Origin of the sequence: Streptomyces sp. NPDC051364 (assembly GCF_040682115.1) — a bacterium.
In the GTDB taxonomy this organism is placed as follows: Bacteria; Actinomycetota; Actinomycetes; order Streptomycetales; family Streptomycetaceae; genus Streptomyces.
On record NZ_JBFBAH010000047.1, the window covers coordinates 13,763 to 34,138 of the forward strand.

The following is a 20,376-nucleotide window of genomic DNA, read 5'->3' on the forward strand; positions in this document are numbered from 1 at the left end:
CCGGCCCGCCTGCAGTGGTCCCCTGCCCATGGGGCAGGATGGCAGCCCGTTCCGGAATGCGTACATGCGCCCGAACGAGGCTCCATGCACGACAAACTGACAGGTGACAAGGTGACGACACACCTCATACGACGACCCGCAGCGCCCGTCGCCGCTCCCCCGGTCCGGCGCGAAGCGGAGGGCGTCCGTTGAACCGGGAACTCGTCCTGCACGACTGGCTGGTGGCCGGAATCGCGATCGCCGCGGGCGCCCTGGCAGGGCTGCTGCTGCGCGCCCTGATGCGCTGGCTGGGCCGGCACGCCGAGCGGACACGGTGGAGCGGGGACGACATCATCGTCGACGCGCTGCGCACGCTCGCACCCTGGGCGGCGGTCATCGCCGGCGCCGCGGTGGCCGCCTCGACCCTGCCGCTTCACGCGCGGGTCCTGGGGTTCGTGAACCAGTCCCTGACCGCTCTGCTCATCCTCATCGCCACGCTCAGTGCCGCCCGGGTCATCTCCGGGCTCGTCCAGTCGGTGGCGGGGGCGCGGACCGGAGTGGCCGGATCGGCGACCATCTTCGTGAACATCACGCGGATCGTGGTGCTCGTGATGGGCGTGCTCGTCGCACTCGAAACCATGGGCGTGTCGATCGCACCGCTGGTCACGGCCCTCGGTGTAGGCGGTCTGGCGGTGGCCCTGGCATTGCAGGACACGCTCGCCAACCTCTTCGCGGGCGTCCACATCCTCGCCTCGAAGACCGTGCAGCCCGGTGACTACATCCGCCTCAGCAGTGGTGAGGAGGGGTACGTCGTCGACATCAACTGGCGCAACACCGTCGTCCGCAACCTGTCGAACAACCTGGTGATCATCCCCAACGGGCGTCTCGCGCGGACGAACATGACCAACTTCACCCAGCCCGAGCAGCAGTTGTCGATCTCGGTCCAGGTGGGTGTGGGCTACGAGAGCGATCTGGAGCAGGTCGAGCGGGCGACCCTCGAGGTGGTCGACGGCGTGATGGCCGACATCAACGGCGCGGTCCCCGACCACGAAGGGGCCGTCCGGTTCCACACGTTCGCGGACTCCAGGATCAACTTCACGGTGATCCTCGGGGTCGGCGAGTTCAGCGACCAATACCGGATCAAGCACGAGTTCATCAAGCGCCTGCACCAGCGGTTCCGGGCGGAGGGAATCTCGATACCCGCCCCCACCCGGACGGTCGCACTCCACCGGGACGACCTCCAGGCGTCGACGCCTCCCCCGGTCCCGCACCAGCGCGAGGCCCCGACGCGCTCGCCGGCCACCACCGGCTGAACCGCGCTCCTACGGGTGGTACAGCTCCTCGGCGCGGGCCGGGTCGACGGGGCCGTCCTGTGGCAGGTGGAGGAAGTGCTCCACCTGCCACGCCTGCGCCCGCCCGGCCTGGCGGTTGGCGGTGGTCACCCACGGCGGGTAGACGCGGAAGCCGCGCTTCCCGCCGGAACCGTCCACCGATACGACGCCGTTTCGGCGCAGCGCGTCCATCGGGAGGACGAACTGGCCGAAGCCGTCGTCGTCGCGGCTGCTGATGACGAAGAGGTCGACGGGATCCGCGGCGTCGAAAGGCTCGATGGGCCCGCGCGCGGACCTCTTCCACACGGTGACGAACTGGCCGACCTTGGTGGGCGTCGTCTTCGCTGCACGGAACCGGACGCGCCGGCCGTCGAGGGTGAACGCATGCGCAGCGTATTCGGCGCTCTCGGCCTCGGGCACCGGCTGCGAGCAGGTGAATCCGCAGGGGTCGTAGACGCGCGACTTCGCCGCGAGGAGGTCGCCGGGGACCCCGACCGTGTCCGACCACGGTTCGGGTCCGGTACGGGGGTGGTGAGGGACAGGGCTCTCGCGGTGTTTCGTCACCCGACCACCTTGTCACGGATCCCCGAATATTCGAACATTTGGACGGGCGGCGGTCGGGTCCGGGTTCGTTCTTGCGGATCCACGACGTCCGGCCGGGTGAGTGCCTCCTGGGCCGCGGGGCGGCATAGCGTCGGATCATGCGCGTACTTGTGACTGGAGGAGCGGGCTTCATCGGCTCACGCATCGTCTCCGAACTGGCCGGCCGGGGGCACGACCCGGTGGTGTTCGACCTGGCGGAGGACGGCAGGGACGTACGGGATCCCGGCCAGGTGCGGGAGGCCCTGGCCGGCGTCGACGCGGTCTGCCATCAGGCGGCGAAGGTCGGCCTGGGCAAGGATTTCGGGGACGCACCCGGTTGCGTTTTCGCGTCGTCCGGTGCGGTGCATCGCAAGGCGGAGCGGCACGCTTGTACCGGACGTACCAGGATGCTGCGACAACGCGGCGAGGCGCCGTGCCGGGCGGCGCGGGGGCGTGCCCCACTTCCCCGAGGCCGCTCAGGCGGGTGCCGGGAGGGTCAGTTCGAAACGGCAGCCGCCGGCGACGTTGCGGACGTGAGCGTGCCCGTCATGGGCCTCCACGATGCCCCGGACGATCGCCAGGCCCAGGCCCGCACCTCCCGGAGGCGTGCGGGCCTGCGTGCCGCGCCAGCCGGTGTCGAACACGCGCGTGAGGTCCTCCTCGGGAATGCCGCCGCAGGCGTCGGTGACCGACAGCACCACCGCTCCCTCACGGGATTCGGCCGCGATCGCGACCGTACCGTCGGCCGGGGTATGGCGGATGGCGTTGACCAGCAGGTTCGACAGGACGCGGGTCATCTCCTTGCCGTCCACCTCCACCGGGAGCGGTGCGATGCCGTCGCCGACCAGCCGTACGCCGTGCTCGCGGGCGAGGGCGTCGGTTCCGGCCAGGGCGTCGCCCACCAGGTCGTAGAGGGACATCCGGGTGGGGCTGAGACTCAGGGCGCCCGCGTGGATGCGGGAGAGCTCGAAGAGGTCACCGACCATGGAGTTGAGGCGGTCGACCTCGGTGCGCATCTGCCGGTGGTAGCGCGCGGGGTCGGCGGCCATGCCGTCCTCCAGCGCCTCCGACATGGCGCGCAGACCGGCCAGCGGGGTACGCAGATCGTGCGAGATCCAGGCGACCAGTTCACGGCGTGAGGTTTCCAGGGCCCGCTCGCGCTCCCGGGACTCTTCCAGGCGCTCGCTGGTCAGGGCCAGTTCGCGGCTGAGCGCGGTGAGTTCGGCGGGGGCGGGCACGGTGGGCGTGGTGAACGTACCCTCCTCGCCGAAGACCCGTGCGGCGGCGACGAGTTCGCGGCAGCGCAGTACGACCTGCCGGCCCAGCAGCAGGGCGGTGCCCAGGGAGACGGCGGCCGCCACCGCGACGACCGTGGTCATCACAGTCAGGTCGTGGGTGGAGAGGAACATCGCCCAGGCCACCGTCAGCGTTCCGGCGAGCATCGCGGACACGGCGACGGCGGTCACGACGGCGAGGGAGACGGCGATGCTGCGCCGCCGCAGTGTCCGCAGGGCGACGGCGCCCAGCGCGCCGGCGCCGCCCGCGCCGAGGAGCGCGTACAGGGCGATCAGCAGCAGGTCCAGGTCACGCATGTCCGTTCTCCGTCCGGGGGTCCGTCGCGGGGGCCGCCGGGGCGGGGTGGGCGTCGAAGCGGTAGCCGGCGCCCCAGACGGTCTGGATCAGCCGGGGGCTCGCCGGGTCGTCCTCGATCTTTCCGCGGAGCCTGCGGACGTGGACCGTGACGGTGGACAGGTCTCCGAAGTCCCAGCCCCAGACCTCGTGCATGAGCCGCTCCCGGTCGCAGACCTGTCCGGGGTGGCGCAGGAAGTAGGCGAGGAGGTCGAACTCCCGCAGGGTGAGGGCGAGCTCCTGGCCGTCCTTGCTCACCCGGCGGGCCGCCGGGTCCAGGCTCAGGCCCGCCGCGGTGAGCAGGGGGCCGGCGGCCGGCGGGGCGGGGACGGCCCTGCGCAGCACCGACTGCACGCGCAGGACGAGCTCGCGCGGGCTGAAGGGCTTGGTCACGTAGTCGTCCGCGCCGACTTCCAGGCCCAGGATCCGGTCGTCCTCGTCGCCGCGTGCGGTGAGCATGATGACCGGGACGGGCGGGAGGGGCGGGGTGCCGCCCTGACCGCCGCGCGGGTCGGCGCCGCGCTCGCGCGCCCGCAGCCGCCGGCAGACCTCCAGCCCGTCCATGCCCGGGAGCATGAGGTCGAGGACCACCAGGTCCGGGCGCTGCTCCTCGGCGGCGCGGAGCGCGGCCGGTCCGTCGGCAGCCCGGCGCACGGCGAAGCCGGCCCGGTCGAGGTATCCGGCCACCACCTCCGAGACGGTCGGGTCGTCCTCCACGACCAGGACGCTGCCCATGGACCGCTCCGGGGTACCCGCCCCGCCGGGGCCGACGGCGTGCAGGCCCTCGTCCGTACTCTGCGTATTGCTGACTGCCATGGCCCCAGCCTGACATCCGCCCCGGGCCGCGTGGAATGCGACCTCCCCCGACCGCGCACGGCGTCCGCGTTTCGTAAGGACTCAAAGCTCCTTTCGTCCGCGTCCGCTTCCTACGGTGTGGACCGTGACCGATTCTGCTTGTGTGCCGCCCCGGGCGGACCTCGTACTGCCGTGCCTCGACGAGGCGGAGGCGCTCCCCTGGGTGCTGGCGCGGGTGCCGGCCGGCTGGCGGGCCATCGTCGTCGACAACGGCTCCACCGACGGCTCCGCCGACATCGCCCGCAGCCTGGGGGCGACCGTGGTGCGCGAACCCCGGCGCGGCTTCGGCGCCGCCTGCCACGCCGGACTGCTCGCCGCGAGCGCCGACCTCGTCTGCTTCTGCGACTGCGACGCCTCCCTCGACCCCGCCCTGCTCGCTCCCATGGCGGCGCGGGTCGCGGCCGGCGAGGCCGACCTGCTGCTCGGCCGGCGCCGCCCGCAGGGCCGCGGAGCGTGGGCCGCGCACGCCCGCGCCGGGAACCTCGCGCTGGCGCGGATGCTGCGCCGCCGTACGGGGCTGCGGCTGCACGACCTCGGACCGATGCGGGTCGCGCGCCGCGAGGCACTGCTGGGCCTGGACCTGACCGACCGGCGCAGCGGCTACCCGCTGCAGATGGTCGTACGGGCCGCCGACGCAGGCTGGCGGGTGGCCGAGACGGACGTCCCGTACCTGCCGCGCTCCGGGAAGTCGAAGGTCACCGGCACCTGGCGGGGCACCTGGCATGCGGTACGGGACATGCAGCGGGTGCTGGCCGAGGCGCCCGGCACCCGGTCCGCACCGGCCGGCGGGGTCTCCGCATGAGTACTTTCGAGAGCAACCACGACAACGACGAGGGCACTCTCCTCGTCGTCGCCAAGGCCCCGGTACCAGGCCGGGTCAAGACGCGGCTGACCCCGCACTTCACCCCGCAGCAGGCCGCCGCCCTGGCCCGCGCCGCGCTCCAGGACACCCTGGCCGCCGTCCTCGCCACGCCGGCCCGGCGACGCGTCCTCTACCTCGACGGGGCGCCGAGGCACTGGCTGCCCGACGGCATCGAGGTGGTCCCGCAGTGCGCGGGCGGGCTCGACGCCCGGCTGGCCGCGGCCTTCGGCCTGTACGAAGGTCCCGCGCTCCTGATCGGCATGGACACCCCCCAGGTCACTCCGGAACTCCTCGCCCAGGGCCTCGACTTCACCCGGACCAACGCGTGGTTCGGCCCGGCCCTGGACGGCGGATTCTGGGCCCTCGGACTCGCCGAACCCGATCCGGCGCTGCTGCTCGGCGTCCCCATGTCCGTAACGCACACCGGGGAGGTGCAGCGCCGGCGGCTGACCGCGTCCGGGCGGGCCGTACGGGACCTGCCGGCGCTCCGCGACGTCGACACCCCGGACGATGCGGCGCTGGTCGCTGCCGCCGCGCCGGGGACCCGCTTCGCCGCCCTGCACGCCGAGCTGTGCGCGGCCGTCCGATGACCGCGCAACTGGCGGAGCCCGCCGCCCAGGCCTGGCGGGCCGATCCGTACTCCGACGCCCTGCGCACCGGCCAGGGCCCTCTCTACCTGCGCCGCAGCGACGGCTGGCTACTGCCGCTGGACGTGGAGCGCTGGTGCGCAGAGCCCGACACCGCCGACGCCACCGTCCTGTCCCGCTGCGACGGCCCGGTCCTGGACATAGGCTGCGGACCGGGCCGCCTGGTCGCCGCCCTCGCCCGCCGCGGGCACCCCGCGCTGGGCGTGGACGTCACCCCGGAGGCGGTGGCCCGTACCGTACGCGCGGGCGGCAGCGCCCTGTGCCGGTCCGTGTTCGACCCGCTGCCCAGCGAGGGCCGGTGGGGCACGGTCCTGCTGATCGACGGCAACATCGGCATCGGCGGCGACCCCGGCGCCCTGCTGCGCCGCGCCGCGCGGCTCGCGGCGCCCGGCGGCTCGCTGCTGGTCGAGGTGGCCGCCGTGGACGTCGACGAGCGCGTCGAGGTCCATGTCGACGACGGTCACGGCGGCCGCGGGGCGCCGTTCCCGTGGGCCCGGCTCGGTACCCGTGCGCTCCGCGTCGAGGCGGCCACAGCGGGCTGGACCCGAGCGGTGACCTGGCATGCCGCGGGCCGCGCGTTCGTACAGCTGCGACGCTGACCGCAGACCGGGACGTACGAGAGCGGCTGACGCGAAACCGCGTCAGCCGCTCTCGTACGTCCCGTCGCTCAAGACTGTCGGCGCATGCCGCCCAGCGCCGCGCGCGTCCCGGCCCACAGGCCCGCGGCCACTGCGATGGCCGCCATCGCGAGCAGCCAGTTGCGCGGGTAGTCCAGCGGCACGACCGTCGGGTTGGCCGCGCCGCCCGGGCGCAGGAGCGACGGGAGGGCGATCGCCGTCAGGGAGCCCGCGACGATCAGGGCCGCGCGCGGGATCCCGCGCAGGCGCAGGCCGAGGGCGCCGGTGAGCGCGGCGACGGCGATCACGAGGGGCGCGATCAGCCCGTCGTGCACGACGACCGCGCCCGCGAGCCACAGCGCGATCCGCCAGGGCGAGGGCTGCTGGATCAGCAGGGCGCCGCCCAGGCCCATCAGGGCCAGTCCGAGGCCCGCCACCAGGTACCGGTACGCCATCACGCCACCTCCAGTCGGCCGACCCACTTGGTCTGGAGCACGCCGGGGCGGTTCGGGGCGATGATCCGCGCCGGGTAGCCGTGGTCCGGGGACAGTTCCTCCGTCCGTGGAGCGGCGCGCTGTTGGTGACAAGGTGGGCGTTCGCGCTGCTCACGCCGGGGTATTCGTGGTACGCCCTGCTGCTGGTCGCGCTCGTGGCGCTGGACGGACGCTGGGAGTGGCTGGGCATCGCCGTCGCGGGCCCCGCCGTGTACGTCACGGGCCAGGCGTTCGGCTCGCGCGAAGCGGTGAGCGCCACGGCGTACGGCCTCGCGGTGCTCCTGGTGCCGGCGGTCACCGCGGTACGCCGGCGCGGCCTCCGCACGGCTGATCGCCGCTGTTGACCCGTCAGGGCTGCACGTGCGGATGCGTGATCCTGCTCGGTGGGACGGGGTTTCGAGCAGGTATTGACATGCATCCCGCACTGCGCTGCACTTTGGCCGACTCTATGAACTCCCCTTCCCTCCCATGACTTGGGGACTTGCCATGCGTCTGCTCAGATTGCTGATCGCCGCCGTCTGCGCGGTGGCCGCGCTCTCCTTACCCGGTGTCGCCGCCGCCGGACCCGTGCCCGCACAGGCCGCCGCCGGGCCGCCCCTGACCGTTCCGGCGCTGCGGCAGTGGACGGCCGGGACCGGTACGTACGCCTTCACCACCGCCGGCCGTATCGTCGTCGACCCCGCCTATACCGCCCAGCTCTCCGACGAGGCCGCCACACTCGCCGAGGATCTGGAAGCGCTGGCCGGGCGTCCCGTCGCCGTCGTCACCGGGAGCGCCGCCCCCGGCGACATCGCACTGAGCCTCGGTGACCCCGGCCTGCCCGCCGAGGGCTACCGGCTGACCGTCGGTCAGTCCGTCGGCATCCAGGCCGCGACCGACACCGGCGCGTTCTACGGCACCCGTACCGTGCTCCAGCTCCTGCACCAGTCGCTCTCGGTTCCCGCCGGCACGGCGGTGGACTGGCCCACCAAGGCGGAGCGCGGGCTCATGATCGACCAGGGCCGGAAGTTCTTCACCGTCGACTGGGTCAGGCAGCACATCAAGGAGCTGGCCTACCTCAAGCTCAACTACTTCCACTTCCACCTGTCGGACACGTTCGGCTTCCGCCTCGAGAGCTCCACCCACCCGGAGATCGTCTCCGCCGACCACTACTCCAAGCAGGACATCGCCGACCTGGTCGCGCTCGGGCAGAAGTACCACGTCACGATCATTCCCGAGATCGACACCCCGGGGCACATGAACGCCGTCCTGGCCGCCCACCCCGAGCTCAAGCTCAAGAACAGCTCCGGCACGGCCAGCCCCGATTTCATCGACCTCTCACTGCCGGCCTCGTACACCCTGATCAAGGACCTGGTGAACGAGTACCTGCCCTTGTTCCCGGCCCCGTACTGGCACATCGGCGCGGACGAATACGTCACCGACTACGCCAAGTACCCGCAGCTGCTCAGCTATGCCCGCGCCCACTACGGAGCGGGCGCCACCGCCAAGGACACCTACTACGGGTTCGTGAACTGGGCCGACGACCTGGTCCGGGCGGCCGGCAAGACCACCCGGATGTGGAACGACGGCATCAAGGCCGGGGACGGAACCGTCACTCCGCACGCGGGCATCCTCGTCGAGTACTGGTACAGCTACGGGCTCACCCCGCAGCAACTGGCCGCGGCCGGCCACACCGTGGCCAACGAGTCCTGGACTCCGACCTATTACGTGCTCGGCGGCGCCAAACCCGACACCAAGTGGATGTACGAGACCTGGACCCCCGACCGCTTCGAGGGCGGGGTCACCCTCACCGACCCCTCGAAGAACCCCGGTTCGCTGATCCACGTGTGGTGCGACAACCCGACCGCCGAGACGGAGGACCAGATCGCGGCGGGCATCATGTACCCGCTGCGCGCCCTGGCCCAGCAGACCTGGGGTTCCCCGAAGTCGGCGAGCACCTACGCCGCCTTCACCCCCATCGCGGCCGCGGTCGGACACAACCCCGCCTGGCCGGGCCTCGCCCAGCCCGGCAACCTCGCCCGCAACCGGCCGACCACCGCCTCCAGCACCGAGACCGCCAACTTCCCGGCCTCCTCGGCCACCGACGGCGACCCCGGAACCCGCTGGTCCAGCGCCTACAGCGACCCGCAGTGGCTCCAGGTGGACCTCGGCTCGAGCCAGGCCGTGAGCCGGGTGATGCTGCGCTGGGAGGCGGCGTACGGAAAGGCCTTCCAGATCCAGCTCTCCGACGACGCGACCACCTGGCGCACCGTGTTCTCCACCACGACCGGCACGGGCGGGGTGCAGGAGCTCACCGGCCTGTCCGGATCCGGCCGCTACATCCGCGTGTACGGGACCCGGCGCGGCACCGCGTACGGCTATTCGCTGTACGAGTTCGAGGTGTACGGAGGCCAGTTGAGCGGCACCCGGACCCTCGGCTCAGCCGGCAAGGCCCTCGACGATCCGGCGAGTTCCAACGTCTCCGGCACCCAGCTGATCACCTGGACACCGCACGGCAGCCCCAACCAGCAGTGGCAACTGGCGCTCGACGCCGACGGCTCCTACTCCATGGTCAACGGCTCGTCCAGGCTCTGCGCGGACGTCTCGGGCGGGTCCACCGCGCCCGGTGCAGCCGTCGTCCAGGCCACGCGCAGCGGCGGCGACAGCCAGCGCTGGCTGATCACCGCCCTCGGCGGGGGCGAGTACGCGGTGGCCAACAAGAAGAGCACCCTCCTGCTGACCACCGCATCGGGTACGGACGGCGCCCTGGTCACGCAGCAGCCGAGTTCCGGTTCAGGCTACCAGCGGTGGCAGATCACCTGACGGGAGGGCAGCTCGTGGACGTCTCCCGGCTACGGCCCGTGCCGGGGGACGTTCAGCCTTCCGCCCGGTGTGGCCGGTCCGCCCGGTCCGCCCGGTCCGCCCGGTCCGCCCGGTCCGCCCGGTGCGCTCGCCATTCCGGGGCGAGGACCGACCAGACCTCTTCGTCGTGCCGCTTCCCGCGGTACAGGTAACTCTCCCGCAGCACGCCGTCCTTGGTCATCCCGAGCCGCCGGGCCACGGCGATGCTGGGCTCGTTCCCGACCGAGACCACCCACTCCACGCGGTGGATGCCCCGCTCCTCGACGGCCCAGTCGATGATCGCGCGCACGGCCCGGGTCACCAGCCCCTTGCCCACCGCGGACGGCTCCAGCCAGCAGCCCGCCTCGGCCACGCCCTGCGCCACGTCGAACCTGCGGAAGAGGACCGCTCCGACCAGCTTGCCGTCGGTCCGGATGCCGTAGAGCCGCCCGGCGTCGGCCGCGGTCTTCTCCGCGTACGCCTGGAGGAGCGCCCGGCTGGAGTCCAGGTCCGTGACGACGTCGGGGAGTCCGTTGAACTGCCCTATGAACTCCCGCCCCCGGTCCACGTGGGCCAGGAACTCCTCGGCCTGCCAGGGTTCGAGCGGGCGCAGCTCCGCGCCGTCGTCGCCCAGGGATATCGCGAACATCGTCACCTTCCACGGTCGGAACCAGCGCACACCACGTTGTCGGGCCGCGGCGAAAGGATCTTCTCACGGCGCCCTCGGGTGCATCCGTGTCACACGCGTCGCACCGGGCACGGCCCGCGTCGACAGCTGCCGTCGCTCGTGGAACACCTTGCCCACCACGCGCGTTGTGCGGGAGATGGAGGATCGTCCTACCGCCACGACCGTCCCGAAGGAGTCCCGCGTGAATCGCCCCACCGCCCCGCTCGTCCTCGACCCCGCAGGCACCGACCGGCACGCCGAGCACCGGCTGCTGCGCGCCCAGGGGCCCGCAGCCCGCGTCGACGTCCTCGGCGTGACGGCCTGGTCCGTCACCGACCCTGTCCTCCTCAAGAAGTTGCTGACGAGCCCGGACGTGTCCAAGGACGCCCGCGCGCACTGGCCCGAGTTCGAACAGGCCGTACAGACGTGGCCGCTCGCCCTCTGGGTGGCCGTGAACAACATGTTCACCGCCTACGGAGCCGACCACCGCCGGCTGCGACGGATGGTGGCTCCCGCGTTCGGCGCGCGCCGTGTCTCCCTGCTCCGCGACACCGTCGAGGCCATCGTCACCGGCCTCCTGGACGAGCTCGCCGCCCTGCCTCCCGGTGAGGCGGCAGATTTGCGCGAACAGCTCGCCTACCCGCTGCCCATCGCGGTCATCGGCCACCTCTTGGGCCTCCCCGAGGACCGGCGCGGTGAGTTCCGTTCCGTGGTGGACGGGGTCTTCGACACGACCCTCACCCCCGAACAGGCCGCCGCGAACGCGGTTCGGGCCTACGAAATCCTCGGCCAGCTCATCGCCACCAAGCGCGCCGTGCCCGGCGACGACATGATCTCGCTCCTCATCGCCGCCCGCGACGAGGAGGGCGACGGCTCCGCGCTCTCCGACACCGAACTGGCCGACACCCTGTTCCTGATGATCAGTGCCGGGTACGAGACGACCGTCAACGTCATCGACCAGGCGGTCACCGCCCTGCTCACCCACCCCGAGCAGCTCGGCCACGTCCGCGCCGGCCGCAGCAGCTGGAGTGACGTCGTCGAGGAGACCCTGCGCCACGAGTCGGCCGTGAAACACCTGCCGATGCGCTTCGCTCTGGCCGACATACACCTGCCCGACGGACGGACCATCGCCAAGGGGGAGGCGATCCTCGCCTCGTACGCCGCCGCCAACCGGCATCCCGACTGGCACGGCCCGGATGCCGACGCCTTCGACGTCACGAGGGTCACGAAGGACCACCTCGCCTTCGGGCACGGCGTCCACTTCTGCCTCGGCGCCCCGCTGGCACGGCTCGAGGTCGCGGCAGCGCTCGAGGCCCTCTTCGACCGGTTCCCGGCCCTCGAACTGGAGGTTCCCGCCGATGAGCTGGTGCCCGTCGCCTCCCTGATCAGCAACGGCCACCGGACCCTGCCCGTCCGCCTCGGCCCCTCGGCATGACCCACTGAGAGGTCGGAACGACCCTCGACGTTCACTTCCCCGACGCCTCCCGCAGGCCGATCATCGGCCACGTCCACCCTAGGCTGCCGCCATGGCTGAGGTGGGGGTCACGGTCCGGGGTTGCCGGCTGCTCGGAACGCTCGGGTCGGTACTGCTGGCGGCCGGGAGCTGGTCGGCCGGCGCACTGCCTTTCGGGGTTCCCGACGGGGTGTGGGCCCAGCGGAGCCCCGCCCACACGGTGCTGGGAGCTGCGGCGTCGTACGCCGGGCTGGTGCTGCTCGTGATCGCCTGGTGGCGGCTGGGCGGGCTGCTGCGGAGCGGGGAGCCCGTCGGCCGCGGACAGCTGCGCTCCGTACTGTGGTCCTGGGTTCTGCCCCTCGTACCGGGGCCGCTGCTGTTCAGCAACGACGCGTACAGCTATGTCGCGCAGGGCGCGCTGGCGGGCCGGGGCTGGGACGTGTACCGGCTGGGGCCGTCGGCGCTCGGCGGTCCGCTCGCGGACAACGTGCCGGAGATGTGGCAGGAAGCACCGGCGCCCTACGGGCCGCTGGCCGTCGCGGCGACGCGGGCCGTGGTGGCCGTCACGGGCGAACACCACACGGTGGCGGCGGTGCTGGGGATGCGGCTGGTGGCCCTGGTGGGGCTGGGGCTGATCGTGTGGGGCATGAGCCGTCTCGCGTCCGAGTGGGGCGTCGGGGAGTCCGGGGCGCTGTGGGCGGCGGTGCTCAACCCGCTGGCCCTGGTGCATCTGGTCGGCGGGGCCCACAACGAGGCGCTGATGATCGGGCTGATGGTGGCGGGGCTGGTGGCCTTCCGCCGGGGCCGCTGGGTGCTGGGCACCGTCGTCCTCACGTCGGCCGCGCTGGTCAAGGTTCCCGCCGCGGTGGCTCTGCTGTGTGCCGCCGCGTGGTCCGTCGGCGGGCGGTCGGACCGGCGTTCGGGCTGGTCGCGGGCGGCGGGGATCTCGCTGGTGACCCTCGCGGCACTGGCACTGGGCGTGGGTGTGTGCGGCCAGGGCTGGGGGTGGCTGTCGACGCTGAAGGGCCCTACGCAGGTGTACACGGTGCTCTCGCCCAGCACGGACGTGGGCCGGGTGCTCGGACTGTTCGCCGAGGGGCTCGGCGTGGGTACGGCGGCCGATGCGATCGCCGCCGCGCGGTCGGTGGGGATGCTGCTGGGCGTGTGCGCGGTGGCCTTCTGCGCGTGGCGTGCCCCGCGTACGGGTCCCGAGTACGCGACCGGCATGGCGCTACTGGGACTGGTGGTGACCGCTCCGGTCGTACAGCCCTGGTACGTGCTGTGGGGAATGATGCCGCTCGCGGCGGTCGCCTGGGGGCTGCTGGAGGACACCAGGGCGAGGCTGGCGATGCTGGGGCTGCTGGTGATCGTGCTGCCCAGCGGGACGGCGCCCACCTGGCCCTACGCGCTCGCGGCCGTCACGGGGGCGTCGGCAGCCGTGGCCGCGCTCGTGGCGTGGGGTCCGCTGCGGCTGGGGGCGGTGCCCCGCCTTCTCCTGCAGGAGCGCGCGTGGGTGCGCGCAGCGGCCAGAACGCGCCGGTGAGCGCGGCGAGGAAACCGGGTTGTCCCGGCCCGTGGTGATCACTACGGTTGGCCGTGTGACTGCCGGGTCGGCCTTGGGCCATGTACGAGTAGGGTTCCCGGCCTCGGCGTGAGCACGGGGCGGGCCAGGCGCCCGCCGCTTCTCCGCGTTTTGTTCCCGGGCGCCCGTGTGTGGCGCCGTTCCAGCGGATCCCGAAACCGGAGACACACCACTCATGCAGAACACCCAGCAGTATCCGAACGCCGTCCAGTTGAACCACACCGTCGTGCATGCCAGGGACCGGCAGCTGTCGGCCGAGTTCCTCGCCGTGATCCTGGGACTGGAGGTCGGCGCTCCGTTCGGGCCGTTCCTGCCCGTCGACCTCGGCAACGGCGTGACGCTCGACTACTACGCGATGACAGCCGAGCCGATCCAGCCGCAGCACTACGCGTTCCTCGTGCCCGACGAGCGGTTCGACACCATGATCGTCCGGCTGGAGGCGGTCGGGGTCACCTACTACGCCGACCCCCACCACACCGAACCCGGGTACATCAACCGCCTGTTCGGCGGCCGCGGCGCGTACTTCGCCGACCCGGACGGCCACAACATGGAGATCATGACCCGGCCCTACGTCCGTCCGTAGCCGGTACGCGGGCCTCAGCCTTGGCTGCCGGTGAGCTTGCCGTCGGGGGTCAGGGTGAAGGTGGTGCGCTCCATGCCGGAAGTGTCGCGGTCCTCATCGCCGTACGCCCGGAGGCTGATCTGCTCGGCCTTGCCCCAATGGATCTCGGCTTCGGCGGCATGGGCCCAGCGGTTGACCCGGATGTGCGCCGACCAGTCGGCGACCTCTTCCTGCCGCCAGGCGCCCCAACTGCTCTCCGGCAGCAGGCCGGGCGCCGCGCCCCGGTAGACGCTGAAGGCCGTGAACGCGAGCAAGGAGGCGGCCACGGCGAAGAGGAGTACGGCCGCGCGGGGGAGGCGTAAGGGGGACACAGCGTGCTCCTGATCGGTGGGGACGGGGCAGGCCGGCCATGGCGGCCGGCCCTGTTCCTTGCCGGTCAGGTAGACGGGTGTCGGCGCCCTTGCGTTCCAAGTCGGCGGCGCAAGGGCGGAGGCCGGCCCGGCGGGCAGACCTCAGTACGCCTCGCTCGCCTTGGCGCGGAAGGTCTGCCGGTAGGCCAGCGGCGCCACCCCGATCGCCTGCGCCATGTGCCGCCGCAGCGAGGCGCCCGTGCCCAGTCCCGCCTCGTCCGCGATCCGGTCCACGGGCAGGTCGGTCACCTCCAGCAGCCGCCGCGCGTGCTCGATGCGCTGCCGGGTCAGCCACTGGCCCGGGGTCATGCCGACCTCGTCGCGGAACCGGCGCGAGAAGGTCCGCACGCTCATCCCCGCGTGCCGGGCCAGCTCCGCCAGCGCGATGGGCCGGCCCAGCCGGTCCAGTGCCCAGTCGCGGGTCGCAGCGGTGCTCGCCTGCGAGGCGCGCATACGGGCCGCGCTCGCTGCGCACCCTGCACCCAGCCCGTGCCGCTCTCCGCCGACCGCTAACCGTGTGACCCGACCCGGTGCGGCTGCGCAACCCGGGCCGCCCAGGCGTGCAGGTCGTCGGCCGAGGCTTCGACCAGGTCGGTGGCGGAGCCGGCCCAGGCTATGTAGCCGTCCGGGCGGACCAGGTACAAGCCGCGTCCGTACGCCTCGTACGGACCTATCTGTGCGGTGCGCAGGCCCGGGAGGGGCGGCAGTCGGTCCGGCAGCGGGGTGTCGACCGCGAGCAGGGTGAAGTGGGGGCCTCGGTAGAGGTCGAAGAGCCGCACGCCGTCGCGGTTGCCATCGGGCGCACGGTCTCCCGCGGTGAGGGCGTCCGCGGCCAGACCCGTGCGTGTCTCGCAGGTGAGCGACGAGTCCCGCTGGTCGAGGCCGAGTTGGCGGGTGGCGGCGCCACGCCGCTCCTCGCCGCGGTGGATGCGGGTGGACAGCCCCAGCATGGCGGCGGCGTTGGGCAGGCGCTCCTCCTCGTACGTGTCCAGCAGTGGCTCGGGGGCTCCGTCGAGCAGAACGGCGGCGAGCTTCCAGCTCAGGTTGCAGGCGTCCTGGACGCTGGTGTTGAGTCCCTGGCCGCCTGCCGGTGAGTGGATGTGGGCGGCATCGCCTGCGAGGAAGACCCTGCCGTCGCGGAAGCGATCGGCGAGGGCGGCGTTCACGGTGAAGTCCGATGCCCAGCGAACCTCGGTGACCTCCTCGGCCGGTATGTGGGTGAACGCGGCAACCAGAGCCCGCACATCCTCCACCGCGATCTCGTTGCCGACCGGCGCCGGCTGTGCGACGAACTGGAATTCCCGCGAATGCGGCAAGGGACACAGGGCCGCGAAGCCCGTACCGCCCCCGGCGGGCGGGAAGATGTGCCAGTTCTCCCGATCGAGCGTCGGGATGACCACGTCGGCCACGAGCATCGGGGCGGGGTCGACGCGCTCGCCGGTCATCTTGATGCCGACGAGCCGGCGGACCGTGGACCGGCCGCCGTCGGCGGCGACGGCGTACCCCGCACGGACGGTCACCGGACTCCCGCCTCCCGTCGGTATGAGCGTGGCCGTGACGGCCTCGGCGTCCTGGGTGAGCCCGGTCAGCTCGACGCCGAACACGACGTCGCCGCCCAGTTCGCGGAGCCGGTCGAGCAGGATCCGCTGGGTGCGCCACTGGGGCAGGATCCAGGGCCCCGTATAGGGCGCGTCCTCGGTCGACTCGGCTTCGTCGAACATGCGGTACTCGCCCGCGCGGGTGCCGCCCTGCCACGTCATGCCGATCGGCGCGTAGCCGCCCCACTTCAGGATCTCCTCGAGGATGCCCAAGTCGTGGAAGACCTCCAGGGTCCGCGGCTGGATGCCCTTGCCGCGGGAACCGGGGAACAGTTCCGGCGACCGCTCGACGACCAGCGCGCGCACGCCGCGCCGGGCGAGGTCACAGGCCAGAACCAGGCCGGTGGGGCCGGCGCCCACGATCAGGACATCGCTCCGCCGGTCCCCCAGGGCCGCGATCCCCACGGCGGCGCCCCGCTGCTGCTCGGCCTCGTGCTCGTGCCGACTCTCGTGCTCGTGCTGCGTCATCGATCTCCCCCTTCACATAGCAAGACTTCTCCTTAACAGCGTTAAGGAGGCTCGTACCGCAAGAGTGCCCTTAACGTTGTTAAGCTGTCAACCCTCGAACGAGTGCACCGCCCCGGGAGACAGGCAGACGATGAACGCCAAGCCGCAGCAGACACCCCCTCGCGTCCCGCCGCTGAGTCGCCTGACCGTCGCCGAGACCGCGCTGCGGCTCCTCAACGAGGGCGGGCTCGACAAGCTCACGCTCCGCGCCATCGCGCAGGAGCTGGACGTGAAGGCGCCGGCGCTGTACTGGCACTTCAAGAACAAACAAGAGCTGATCGACGAGATGGCCACCGAGATGTTCCGGCGCATGGCCACGAGCCCGGCGGAACCCGGGTCGGACGCCCCCTCGACACCGTGGCGCGAGCGGATGCTGGTCGCCAATCACGGTCTGCGCCGCGCCCTGCTCGCCTATCGCGACGGAGCCCGAGTGTTCACCGGGTCACGCTTCACCGGAACCGAGCACGCGGAACAGTCCGAGGCCTATCTGCGGGCCCTGCTGGCCCAGGGGTTCGAGCTGCCGCAGGCCGTACGCGCCATGACGACCGCGTTCTCGTACACGCTCGGTTTCGTGATCGAGGAACAGGGCGTCAACCCCGTCCCGGGCGAGCGCCGGGACGGTTACGACGTGGCGGAGCGCAGCGAGCGCCTGGCCGACTACCCGCTCGCGGCGGCCGCCGGCGCGCACCTCTTCCAGGAGTACGACGAGCACTTCGAAGAGGGCCTGCAGATCGTCATCGACGGCATCGCCGCGCGGTACGGCATCCGCTGAGCCGCGGGCCGAGCCGTGAGCGCCGTCCGCTACGGGACGTTGGTCGTGGTCTCGCAGCGGACGGCCACGTCGCTCCCGTCATTGCCGTCGCAGGTGTCCTTCACGTCGGCGCCCCCGTCCATGACGTCATTGCCGCTTGCCGCCGCCTCCGCCGGGGAGAGCGGCGTCGGCGCGCTCTGAGCGGGCTTCGCCGAGGTCGGGCGGCTCTGGCGGCCCGGGCGGGCAGGCTTCGGAGCCACCCCGTTCTCGCCCTTCCCGTGCGCGGCGTGGCCCGAGTTGCTGTCGCCGATGATGGCATCGACACCGGGCCCGCCCATGAGTACGTCGGCGCCGTGGCCGGCCGCGCTGGCCTCGGCGGAGGAGTCGCCGGTGATGCTGTCGTCACCGGGCCCACCGTCGATGACGTCCCTGCCGCCGCCCGTCGCGTTGATGCCACCGCGGCTGTCGCCGATGATGGCGTCGTTGCCGTCCTCGCCGAACAGCACGTCGTTGCCCCCGCCGGACGCGCTGGAGCCGAAGGCCATGCTGTCCCCGCCCATGCGGTCGTCACCCGGCCCGCCGAAGAGGACGTCGTCGCCCCCACCGTCGACGGAGGCTCCGGTGGCGATCAGGTCGCCGCGGAGGAGATCCGCGCCTTCGCCACCGTCCACCTGGTCGTTGCCCAGGCCTCCGGCGATCGTGTCGTTGCCGGCCAGGCCGCAGATCAGGTCGTCCCCGCCGAGCCCGTCGATGGTGTCCGCACCCGCCGACCCGATGATGACGTCGTCGCCCTCCGTCCCGGCGATCTTGCCTGCCCCGGTCATGGTCGCCGCGCGGCCGAAGCAGGTGGCCTCGGGCGCGTCGGCGGCCGCTGCCGGGACTCCGAAGGAGAGCAGCGCGGCTGCGGTCAGCAGGGTGAGTGACTTACGACAAGGCATTCAGACCTCCGGTGGGAGTGGTCACAGCTGCCCGGCCGTCCGAGGGACCAGGCTCGAATCCGTCGGGAACATATGGCGTGAAAGCCTCGAAGGCAATGAAATGCATAGCCTTTTGTATGTCTTACGCTCGGTTGGCCCCTCCGCGGAGAGGGCCGGGCACCCGGACGGGTCCGCTCCGCCTCGAGGGAGCGGGTTCCCGGACGGTCGCCTACCGTCGAGGTATGAGCGGGATCATCGTGGTGCACGAGCTCGACACGCCGGCGCCGACCCGAGCCGGCAAGGCGGCGGCCCCGGGGGCCGAGGCACCCGTCCGCCAGGTGCATGCCGCGCCTGCGGCGCCGGGTACGACCACCGAGCCGGGGCCGCGCACGCTCTGCGGCAAGGACACGTTCGCGATGGAACCGGCCCGCTGGACCCCGTCCGGGCAGCCGGGCTCCCCGTGGTACCCGCCGCAGGAGACGAGCCTGGTGTGCTCCTCCTGCGATGCGGCGATGGAAGACAGCTGATCGGGCACCGTTCGACGCCGCCGAGCCCGTCTGCAGCCGCGTAGCGGATCGACGCCGCAGTCACCGGCGACCGGTCGACCGGTGCGTCCGGTCAAGGACCCGGCAAGGCACGCGGCAAAGGGAGTTCGCGCCCTCCTCGAGCGCCTCCCGCGTCGGGTGCAGCCACCGGTGGTGCACGCCATGGCCCGTCGACCCCGGCGCGGCCCGCAAACCCGGCCGACGGAAGCCCGGCCCTGCTCCATGCAGCTGCCCACCCCGAGCGGCGGTGCTCTTCCCGGACGCCCGGCTGACCATCCAGCCGTACGCCGGCCACTGCCCCTGGCTGGACGATCCGCACGCCTTCACCGCGGCCGTCACCGGCTTCCCCGCGTCCGGACGGGGTGCAGAACGCGCCGGTGGCGGCACACCGCATGCGCACGCGGTGCGCTCACGTGAAGCTTGAGACCAGCTGACACGCACCACCCCGCACGTACCAGGTCGTGGCGACCGCGCCCAAGGAAAGGTCTGTCCTCATGCCGCTCACCCATCGCAAGGATCTCGGACTGCTCGCCCTGCGCCTGGGAGCAGGCGGTGTGCTGATCGCACACGGAGCGCAGAAGCTCTTCGGCTGGTTCGGCGGAGCCGGTATCGAGGGCACGGCCCGGGGCATGGAGCACATGGGATTCACCCCGGGACGGGAGAGCGCGATCGCAGCCGGGCTCGGCGAGGCCGGCGGCGGCGCGCTTCTCGCGCTGGGGCTTGCGACCCCGGCGGCCGGCGCCGCCGCGGCGGGCGCCATGGCCGGCGCCGCCGCGGTGCACGCGCCTGCCGGGTTCTTCGCCCAGGGCGGCGGCTTCGAGTACCCGGCCTTCCTCGGCTTCGTCGCGGCCTGCCTCGGCCTTTCGGGGCCCGGCTGCTTCTCGCTCGACCATCTCACCCGGCACCGGCTGGACCGGCCGGCCACGGTGGTGATGGCCTTCACGCTCAGCGTGGCCGCGGCCACCGTCGTCCTCAACCGGCGGGCCGCAACGCTCGCCGCCGCCGAAGCGTCCGGCCCGGGCCCGGACGCCGACAGGCAGACGGCGTAGCCGCCATCGCCGGCTCGCAGGGACTACCAGCCGAAGCGGCGGTCGACCTCCCGGGCGAACTCCTCGAACGTCAGCACGTTGTCGCCGTTCTTGTCGGCGGCGTCGAAGAGCGCGGACGAGGCGTCGATGTCACCCAGGCCCCAGAACGGCAGGTCGCCGTTGGCGGCCAGGGTCGGGCCCTTCGTCCGCAGGGCGGTGATCACTTCCAGGCGGGTCAGGGTGCCGTCATGGTTGAGATCGAGCGCCTCGAACAGCTTGCGGGCCTTCGCACTCATCACGTACGTCCTTCCGGGAGGAGTCGGCAGGGGCTGCCTGCCGCCAGCCTACGGCGCCGCCCACCCCGGATGACGGGCGCGGGTCCCGCGGAGCGCGAGGGGCGGCGGACGCCCGGTCCGGGCACGGGTCGTGGGGCCGACCGGCCGGGCCGCGGCATCTTCCCCGGCGGGATCCGAACCTTTCGGCGTACGAGGCCGTACCCCCATCCCAGGCAACGACGCGCACAGCCGGCGCAAGCCGACC

General features: G+C 72.4%; 21 protein-coding genes and 4 pseudogenes. 14 read left to right on the plus strand and 11 right to left on the minus strand.

What is annotated here, in order from left to right; genetic code table 11:
• Positions 1-188: 188 nt before the first annotated feature.
• A complete protein-coding gene (locus AB0M76_RS40660; protein ID WP_365957791.1) occupies positions 189-1,292 on the plus strand; it encodes a mechanosensitive ion channel family protein in 1,104 nt (367 codons plus the stop codon).
• 9 nt (positions 1,293-1,301) lie between these two features.
• Here AB0M76_RS40660 and AB0M76_RS40665 read toward each other — a convergent pair whose 3' ends face one another.
• Positions 1,302-1,874, minus strand: a complete 573-nt coding sequence (locus AB0M76_RS40665; protein WP_365957792.1) for a MepB family protein — start codon at positions 1,872-1,874, stop codon at positions 1,302-1,304.
• Positions 1,875-2,011: 137 nt separating this feature from the next.
• Between AB0M76_RS40665 and AB0M76_RS40670 the strand changes: the two are divergent.
• A pseudogene (locus AB0M76_RS40670) lies at positions 2,012-2,149 on the plus strand (NAD-dependent epimerase/dehydratase family protein); the annotation flags it as partial.
• A gap of 219 nt (positions 2,150-2,368) precedes the next feature.
• Here the strand turns inward: AB0M76_RS40670 and AB0M76_RS40675 are convergent.
• Together AB0M76_RS40675 and AB0M76_RS40680 are read right to left on the minus strand one after the other, a co-directional pair.
• The gene (locus AB0M76_RS40675; RefSeq protein WP_365957793.1) at positions 2,369-3,484 is read right to left on the minus strand and encodes a HAMP domain-containing sensor histidine kinase; all 1,116 of its coding nucleotides are present in this window, start codon (positions 3,482-3,484) and stop codon (positions 2,369-2,371) included.
• The gene (locus AB0M76_RS40680) at positions 3,477-4,256 is read right to left on the minus strand and encodes a response regulator transcription factor (RefSeq protein ID WP_365957824.1); all 780 of its coding nucleotides are present in this window, start codon (positions 4,254-4,256) and stop codon (positions 3,477-3,479) included. Before AB0M76_RS40680 ends, AB0M76_RS40675 begins: the two co-directional genes overlap by 8 nt.
• Before the next feature lie 196 nt (positions 4,257-4,452).
• Between AB0M76_RS40680 and AB0M76_RS40685 the strand changes: the two genes are divergently transcribed.
• From AB0M76_RS40685 to AB0M76_RS40695, 3 genes are read left to right on the plus strand one after another with little or no spacing between them, the layout of a single operon-like run.
• Positions 4,453-5,178, plus strand: coding sequence for a glycosyltransferase family 2 protein (locus tag AB0M76_RS40685; protein ID WP_365957794.1), 726 nt, complete (start codon positions 4,453-4,455; stop codon positions 5,176-5,178).
• Positions 5,175-5,828, plus strand: a complete 654-nt coding sequence (locus tag AB0M76_RS40690) for a DUF2064 domain-containing protein (RefSeq protein ID WP_365957796.1) — start codon at positions 5,175-5,177, stop codon at positions 5,826-5,828. Before AB0M76_RS40685 ends, AB0M76_RS40690 begins: the two co-directional genes overlap by 4 nt.
• Positions 5,825-6,484 carry a methyltransferase domain-containing protein gene (locus AB0M76_RS40695; RefSeq protein ID WP_365957797.1) on the plus strand — a complete coding sequence of 220 codons (660 nt, stop codon included), beginning with the start codon at positions 5,825-5,827 and terminating at the stop codon, positions 6,482-6,484. The genes AB0M76_RS40690 and AB0M76_RS40695 overlap by 4 nt, the downstream gene beginning before the upstream one ends.
• Before the next feature lie 68 nt (positions 6,485-6,552).
• Here the strand turns inward: AB0M76_RS40695 and AB0M76_RS40700 are convergent, their stop codons facing one another.
• Together AB0M76_RS40700 and AB0M76_RS40705 are read right to left on the minus strand one after the other, a co-directional pair.
• On the minus strand, positions 6,553-6,957 hold the full coding sequence (locus AB0M76_RS40700; RefSeq protein WP_365957798.1) for a hypothetical protein: 405 nt from the start codon (positions 6,955-6,957) through the stop codon (positions 6,553-6,555).
• A pseudogene (locus AB0M76_RS40705) lies at positions 6,957-7,058 on the minus strand (molybdopterin-dependent oxidoreductase); the annotation flags it as partial. The gene AB0M76_RS40700 and the pseudogene AB0M76_RS40705, both read right to left, overlap by 1 nt.
• Positions 7,059-7,079: 21 nt before the next feature.
• Between AB0M76_RS40705 and AB0M76_RS40710 the strand changes: the two are divergent.
• Together AB0M76_RS40710 and AB0M76_RS40715 are read left to right on the plus strand one after the other, a co-directional pair.
• Positions 7,080-7,340: a hypothetical protein gene (locus tag AB0M76_RS40710; protein WP_365957827.1), complete on the plus strand. Its 261-nt coding sequence runs from the start codon at positions 7,080-7,082 to the stop codon at positions 7,338-7,340.
• Between the two features lie 142 nt (positions 7,341-7,482).
• Positions 7,483-9,798, plus strand: a complete 2,316-nt coding sequence (locus AB0M76_RS40715; protein ID WP_365957799.1) for a family 20 glycosylhydrolase — start codon at positions 7,483-7,485, stop codon at positions 9,796-9,798.
• 52 nt (positions 9,799-9,850) lie between these two features.
• On the opposite strand, the gene AB0M76_RS40720 is transcribed toward AB0M76_RS40715, so the two are convergent.
• Positions 9,851-10,465 (minus strand): GNAT family protein, encoded by a 615-nt coding sequence (locus AB0M76_RS40720; protein WP_365957801.1) that lies wholly within the window; start codon positions 10,463-10,465, stop codon positions 9,851-9,853.
• Positions 10,466-10,640: 175 nt separating this feature from the next.
• Between AB0M76_RS40720 and AB0M76_RS40725 the strand changes: the two genes are divergently transcribed.
• The 3 genes from AB0M76_RS40725 (at position 10,641) to AB0M76_RS40735 (ending at position 14,101) form a co-directional block, all read left to right on the plus strand.
• The gene (locus AB0M76_RS40725; protein WP_365957802.1) at positions 10,641-11,918 is read left to right on the plus strand and encodes a cytochrome P450; all 1,278 of its coding nucleotides are present in this window, start codon (positions 10,641-10,643) and stop codon (positions 11,916-11,918) included.
• 91 nt (positions 11,919-12,009) lie between these two features.
• Entirely contained in the window at positions 12,010-13,479 is a 1,470-nt protein-coding gene (gene mptB, locus AB0M76_RS40730) for a polyprenol phosphomannose-dependent alpha 1,6 mannosyltransferase MptB (RefSeq protein ID WP_365957803.1), read from the plus strand.
• Positions 13,480-13,693: 214 nt separating this feature from the next.
• On the plus strand, positions 13,694-14,101 hold the full coding sequence (locus AB0M76_RS40735) for a VOC family protein (RefSeq protein ID WP_365957805.1): 408 nt from the start codon (positions 13,694-13,696) through the stop codon (positions 14,099-14,101).
• 14 nt (positions 14,102-14,115) lie between these two features.
• On the opposite strand, the gene AB0M76_RS40740 is transcribed toward AB0M76_RS40735, so the two are convergent.
• The 3 genes and pseudogenes from AB0M76_RS40740 to AB0M76_RS40750 form a co-directional block, all read right to left on the minus strand.
• The gene (locus tag AB0M76_RS40740; RefSeq protein WP_365957806.1) at positions 14,116-14,451 is read right to left on the minus strand and encodes a hypothetical protein; all 336 of its coding nucleotides are present in this window, start codon (positions 14,449-14,451) and stop codon (positions 14,116-14,118) included.
• 141 nt (positions 14,452-14,592) lie between these two features.
• Positions 14,593-14,928 (minus strand): annotated as a pseudogene (locus AB0M76_RS40745) (helix-turn-helix domain-containing protein); the annotation flags it as partial.
• Positions 14,929-14,999: 71 nt separating this feature from the next.
• Complete coding sequence (locus AB0M76_RS40750; protein WP_365957807.1) at positions 15,000-16,556, minus strand: FAD-dependent monooxygenase; 1,557 nt, start codon at positions 16,554-16,556, stop codon at positions 15,000-15,002.
• A 130-nt stretch (positions 16,557-16,686) separates the two neighbouring features.
• On the opposite strand from AB0M76_RS40750, the gene AB0M76_RS40755 reads away from it, so the two are divergent.
• Positions 16,687-17,367 (plus strand): TetR/AcrR family transcriptional regulator, encoded by a 681-nt coding sequence (locus AB0M76_RS40755; RefSeq protein ID WP_365957809.1) that lies wholly within the window; start codon positions 16,687-16,689, stop codon positions 17,365-17,367.
• A gap of 29 nt (positions 17,368-17,396) precedes the next feature.
• Here AB0M76_RS40755 and AB0M76_RS40760 read toward each other — a convergent pair whose 3' ends face one another.
• Entirely contained in the window at positions 17,397-18,284 is an 888-nt protein-coding gene (locus AB0M76_RS40760) for a calcium-binding protein (RefSeq protein ID WP_365957810.1), read from the minus strand.
• A 221-nt stretch (positions 18,285-18,505) separates the two neighbouring features.
• Between AB0M76_RS40760 and AB0M76_RS40765 the strand changes: the two genes are divergently transcribed.
• From AB0M76_RS40765 to AB0M76_RS40775, 3 genes and pseudogenes are all read left to right on the plus strand, one after another.
• Positions 18,506-18,790 carry a hypothetical protein gene (locus tag AB0M76_RS40765; protein WP_365957811.1) on the plus strand — a complete coding sequence of 95 codons (285 nt, stop codon included), beginning with the start codon at positions 18,506-18,508 and terminating at the stop codon, positions 18,788-18,790.
• Between the two features lie 262 nt (positions 18,791-19,052).
• Positions 19,053-19,232 (plus strand): annotated as a pseudogene (locus tag AB0M76_RS40770) (hypothetical protein); the annotation flags it as partial.
• Positions 19,233-19,302: 70 nt separating this feature from the next.
• Positions 19,303-19,857: a DoxX family membrane protein gene (locus AB0M76_RS40775; protein ID WP_365957812.1), complete on the plus strand. Its 555-nt coding sequence runs from the start codon at positions 19,303-19,305 to the stop codon at positions 19,855-19,857.
• 23 nt (positions 19,858-19,880) lie between these two features.
• Here AB0M76_RS40775 and AB0M76_RS40780 read toward each other — a convergent pair whose 3' ends face one another.
• Entirely contained in the window at positions 19,881-20,132 is a 252-nt protein-coding gene (locus AB0M76_RS40780) for an EF-hand domain-containing protein (protein ID WP_352212679.1), read from the minus strand.
• Positions 20,133-20,376: the final 244 nt, after the last annotated feature.

What these genes read in the sequence shown, in the direction of transcription:
- AB0M76_RS40675 (WP_365957793.1), bottom strand. Translation starts at nt 3,484, where the DNA reads ATGCGTGACCTGGACCTGCTGCTGATCGCCCTGTACGCGCTCCTCGGC.
- AB0M76_RS40680 (WP_365957824.1), bottom strand. Translation starts at nt 4,256, where the DNA reads ATGGGCAGCGTCCTGGTCGTGGAGGACGACCCGACCGTCTCGGAGGTG.
- AB0M76_RS40690 (WP_365957796.1), top strand. Translation starts at nt 5,175, where the DNA reads ATGAGTACTTTCGAGAGCAACCACGACAACGACGAGGGCACTCTCCTC.
- AB0M76_RS40695 (WP_365957797.1), top strand. Translation starts at nt 5,825, where the DNA reads ATGACCGCGCAACTGGCGGAGCCCGCCGCCCAGGCCTGGCGGGCCGAT.
- AB0M76_RS40700 (WP_365957798.1), bottom strand. Translation starts at nt 6,957, where the DNA reads ATGGCGTACCGGTACCTGGTGGCGGGCCTCGGACTGGCCCTGATGGGC.
- AB0M76_RS40715 (WP_365957799.1), top strand. Translation starts at nt 7,483, where the DNA reads ATGCGTCTGCTCAGATTGCTGATCGCCGCCGTCTGCGCGGTGGCCGCG.
- AB0M76_RS40720 (WP_365957801.1), bottom strand. Translation starts at nt 10,465, where the DNA reads ATGTTCGCGATATCCCTGGGCGACGACGGCGCGGAGCTGCGCCCGCTC.
- AB0M76_RS40725 (WP_365957802.1), top strand. Translation starts at nt 10,641, where the DNA reads ATGGAGGATCGTCCTACCGCCACGACCGTCCCGAAGGAGTCCCGCGTG.
- mptB (WP_365957803.1), top strand. Translation starts at nt 12,010, where the DNA reads ATGGCTGAGGTGGGGGTCACGGTCCGGGGTTGCCGGCTGCTCGGAACG.
- AB0M76_RS40735 (WP_365957805.1), top strand. Translation starts at nt 13,694, where the DNA reads ATGCAGAACACCCAGCAGTATCCGAACGCCGTCCAGTTGAACCACACC.
- AB0M76_RS40750 (WP_365957807.1), bottom strand. Translation starts at nt 16,556, where the DNA reads ATGACGCAGCACGAGCACGAGAGTCGGCACGAGCACGAGGCCGAGCAG.
- AB0M76_RS40755 (WP_365957809.1), top strand. Translation starts at nt 16,687, where the DNA reads ATGAACGCCAAGCCGCAGCAGACACCCCCTCGCGTCCCGCCGCTGAGT.
- AB0M76_RS40760 (WP_365957810.1), bottom strand. Translation starts at nt 18,284, where the DNA reads ATGCCTTGTCGTAAGTCACTCACCCTGCTGACCGCAGCCGCGCTGCTC.
- AB0M76_RS40765 (WP_365957811.1), top strand. Translation starts at nt 18,506, where the DNA reads ATGAGCGGGATCATCGTGGTGCACGAGCTCGACACGCCGGCGCCGACC.
- AB0M76_RS40775 (WP_365957812.1), top strand. Translation starts at nt 19,303, where the DNA reads ATGCCGCTCACCCATCGCAAGGATCTCGGACTGCTCGCCCTGCGCCTG.
- AB0M76_RS40780 (WP_352212679.1), bottom strand. Translation starts at nt 20,132, where the DNA reads ATGAGTGCGAAGGCCCGCAAGCTGTTCGAGGCGCTCGATCTCAACCAT.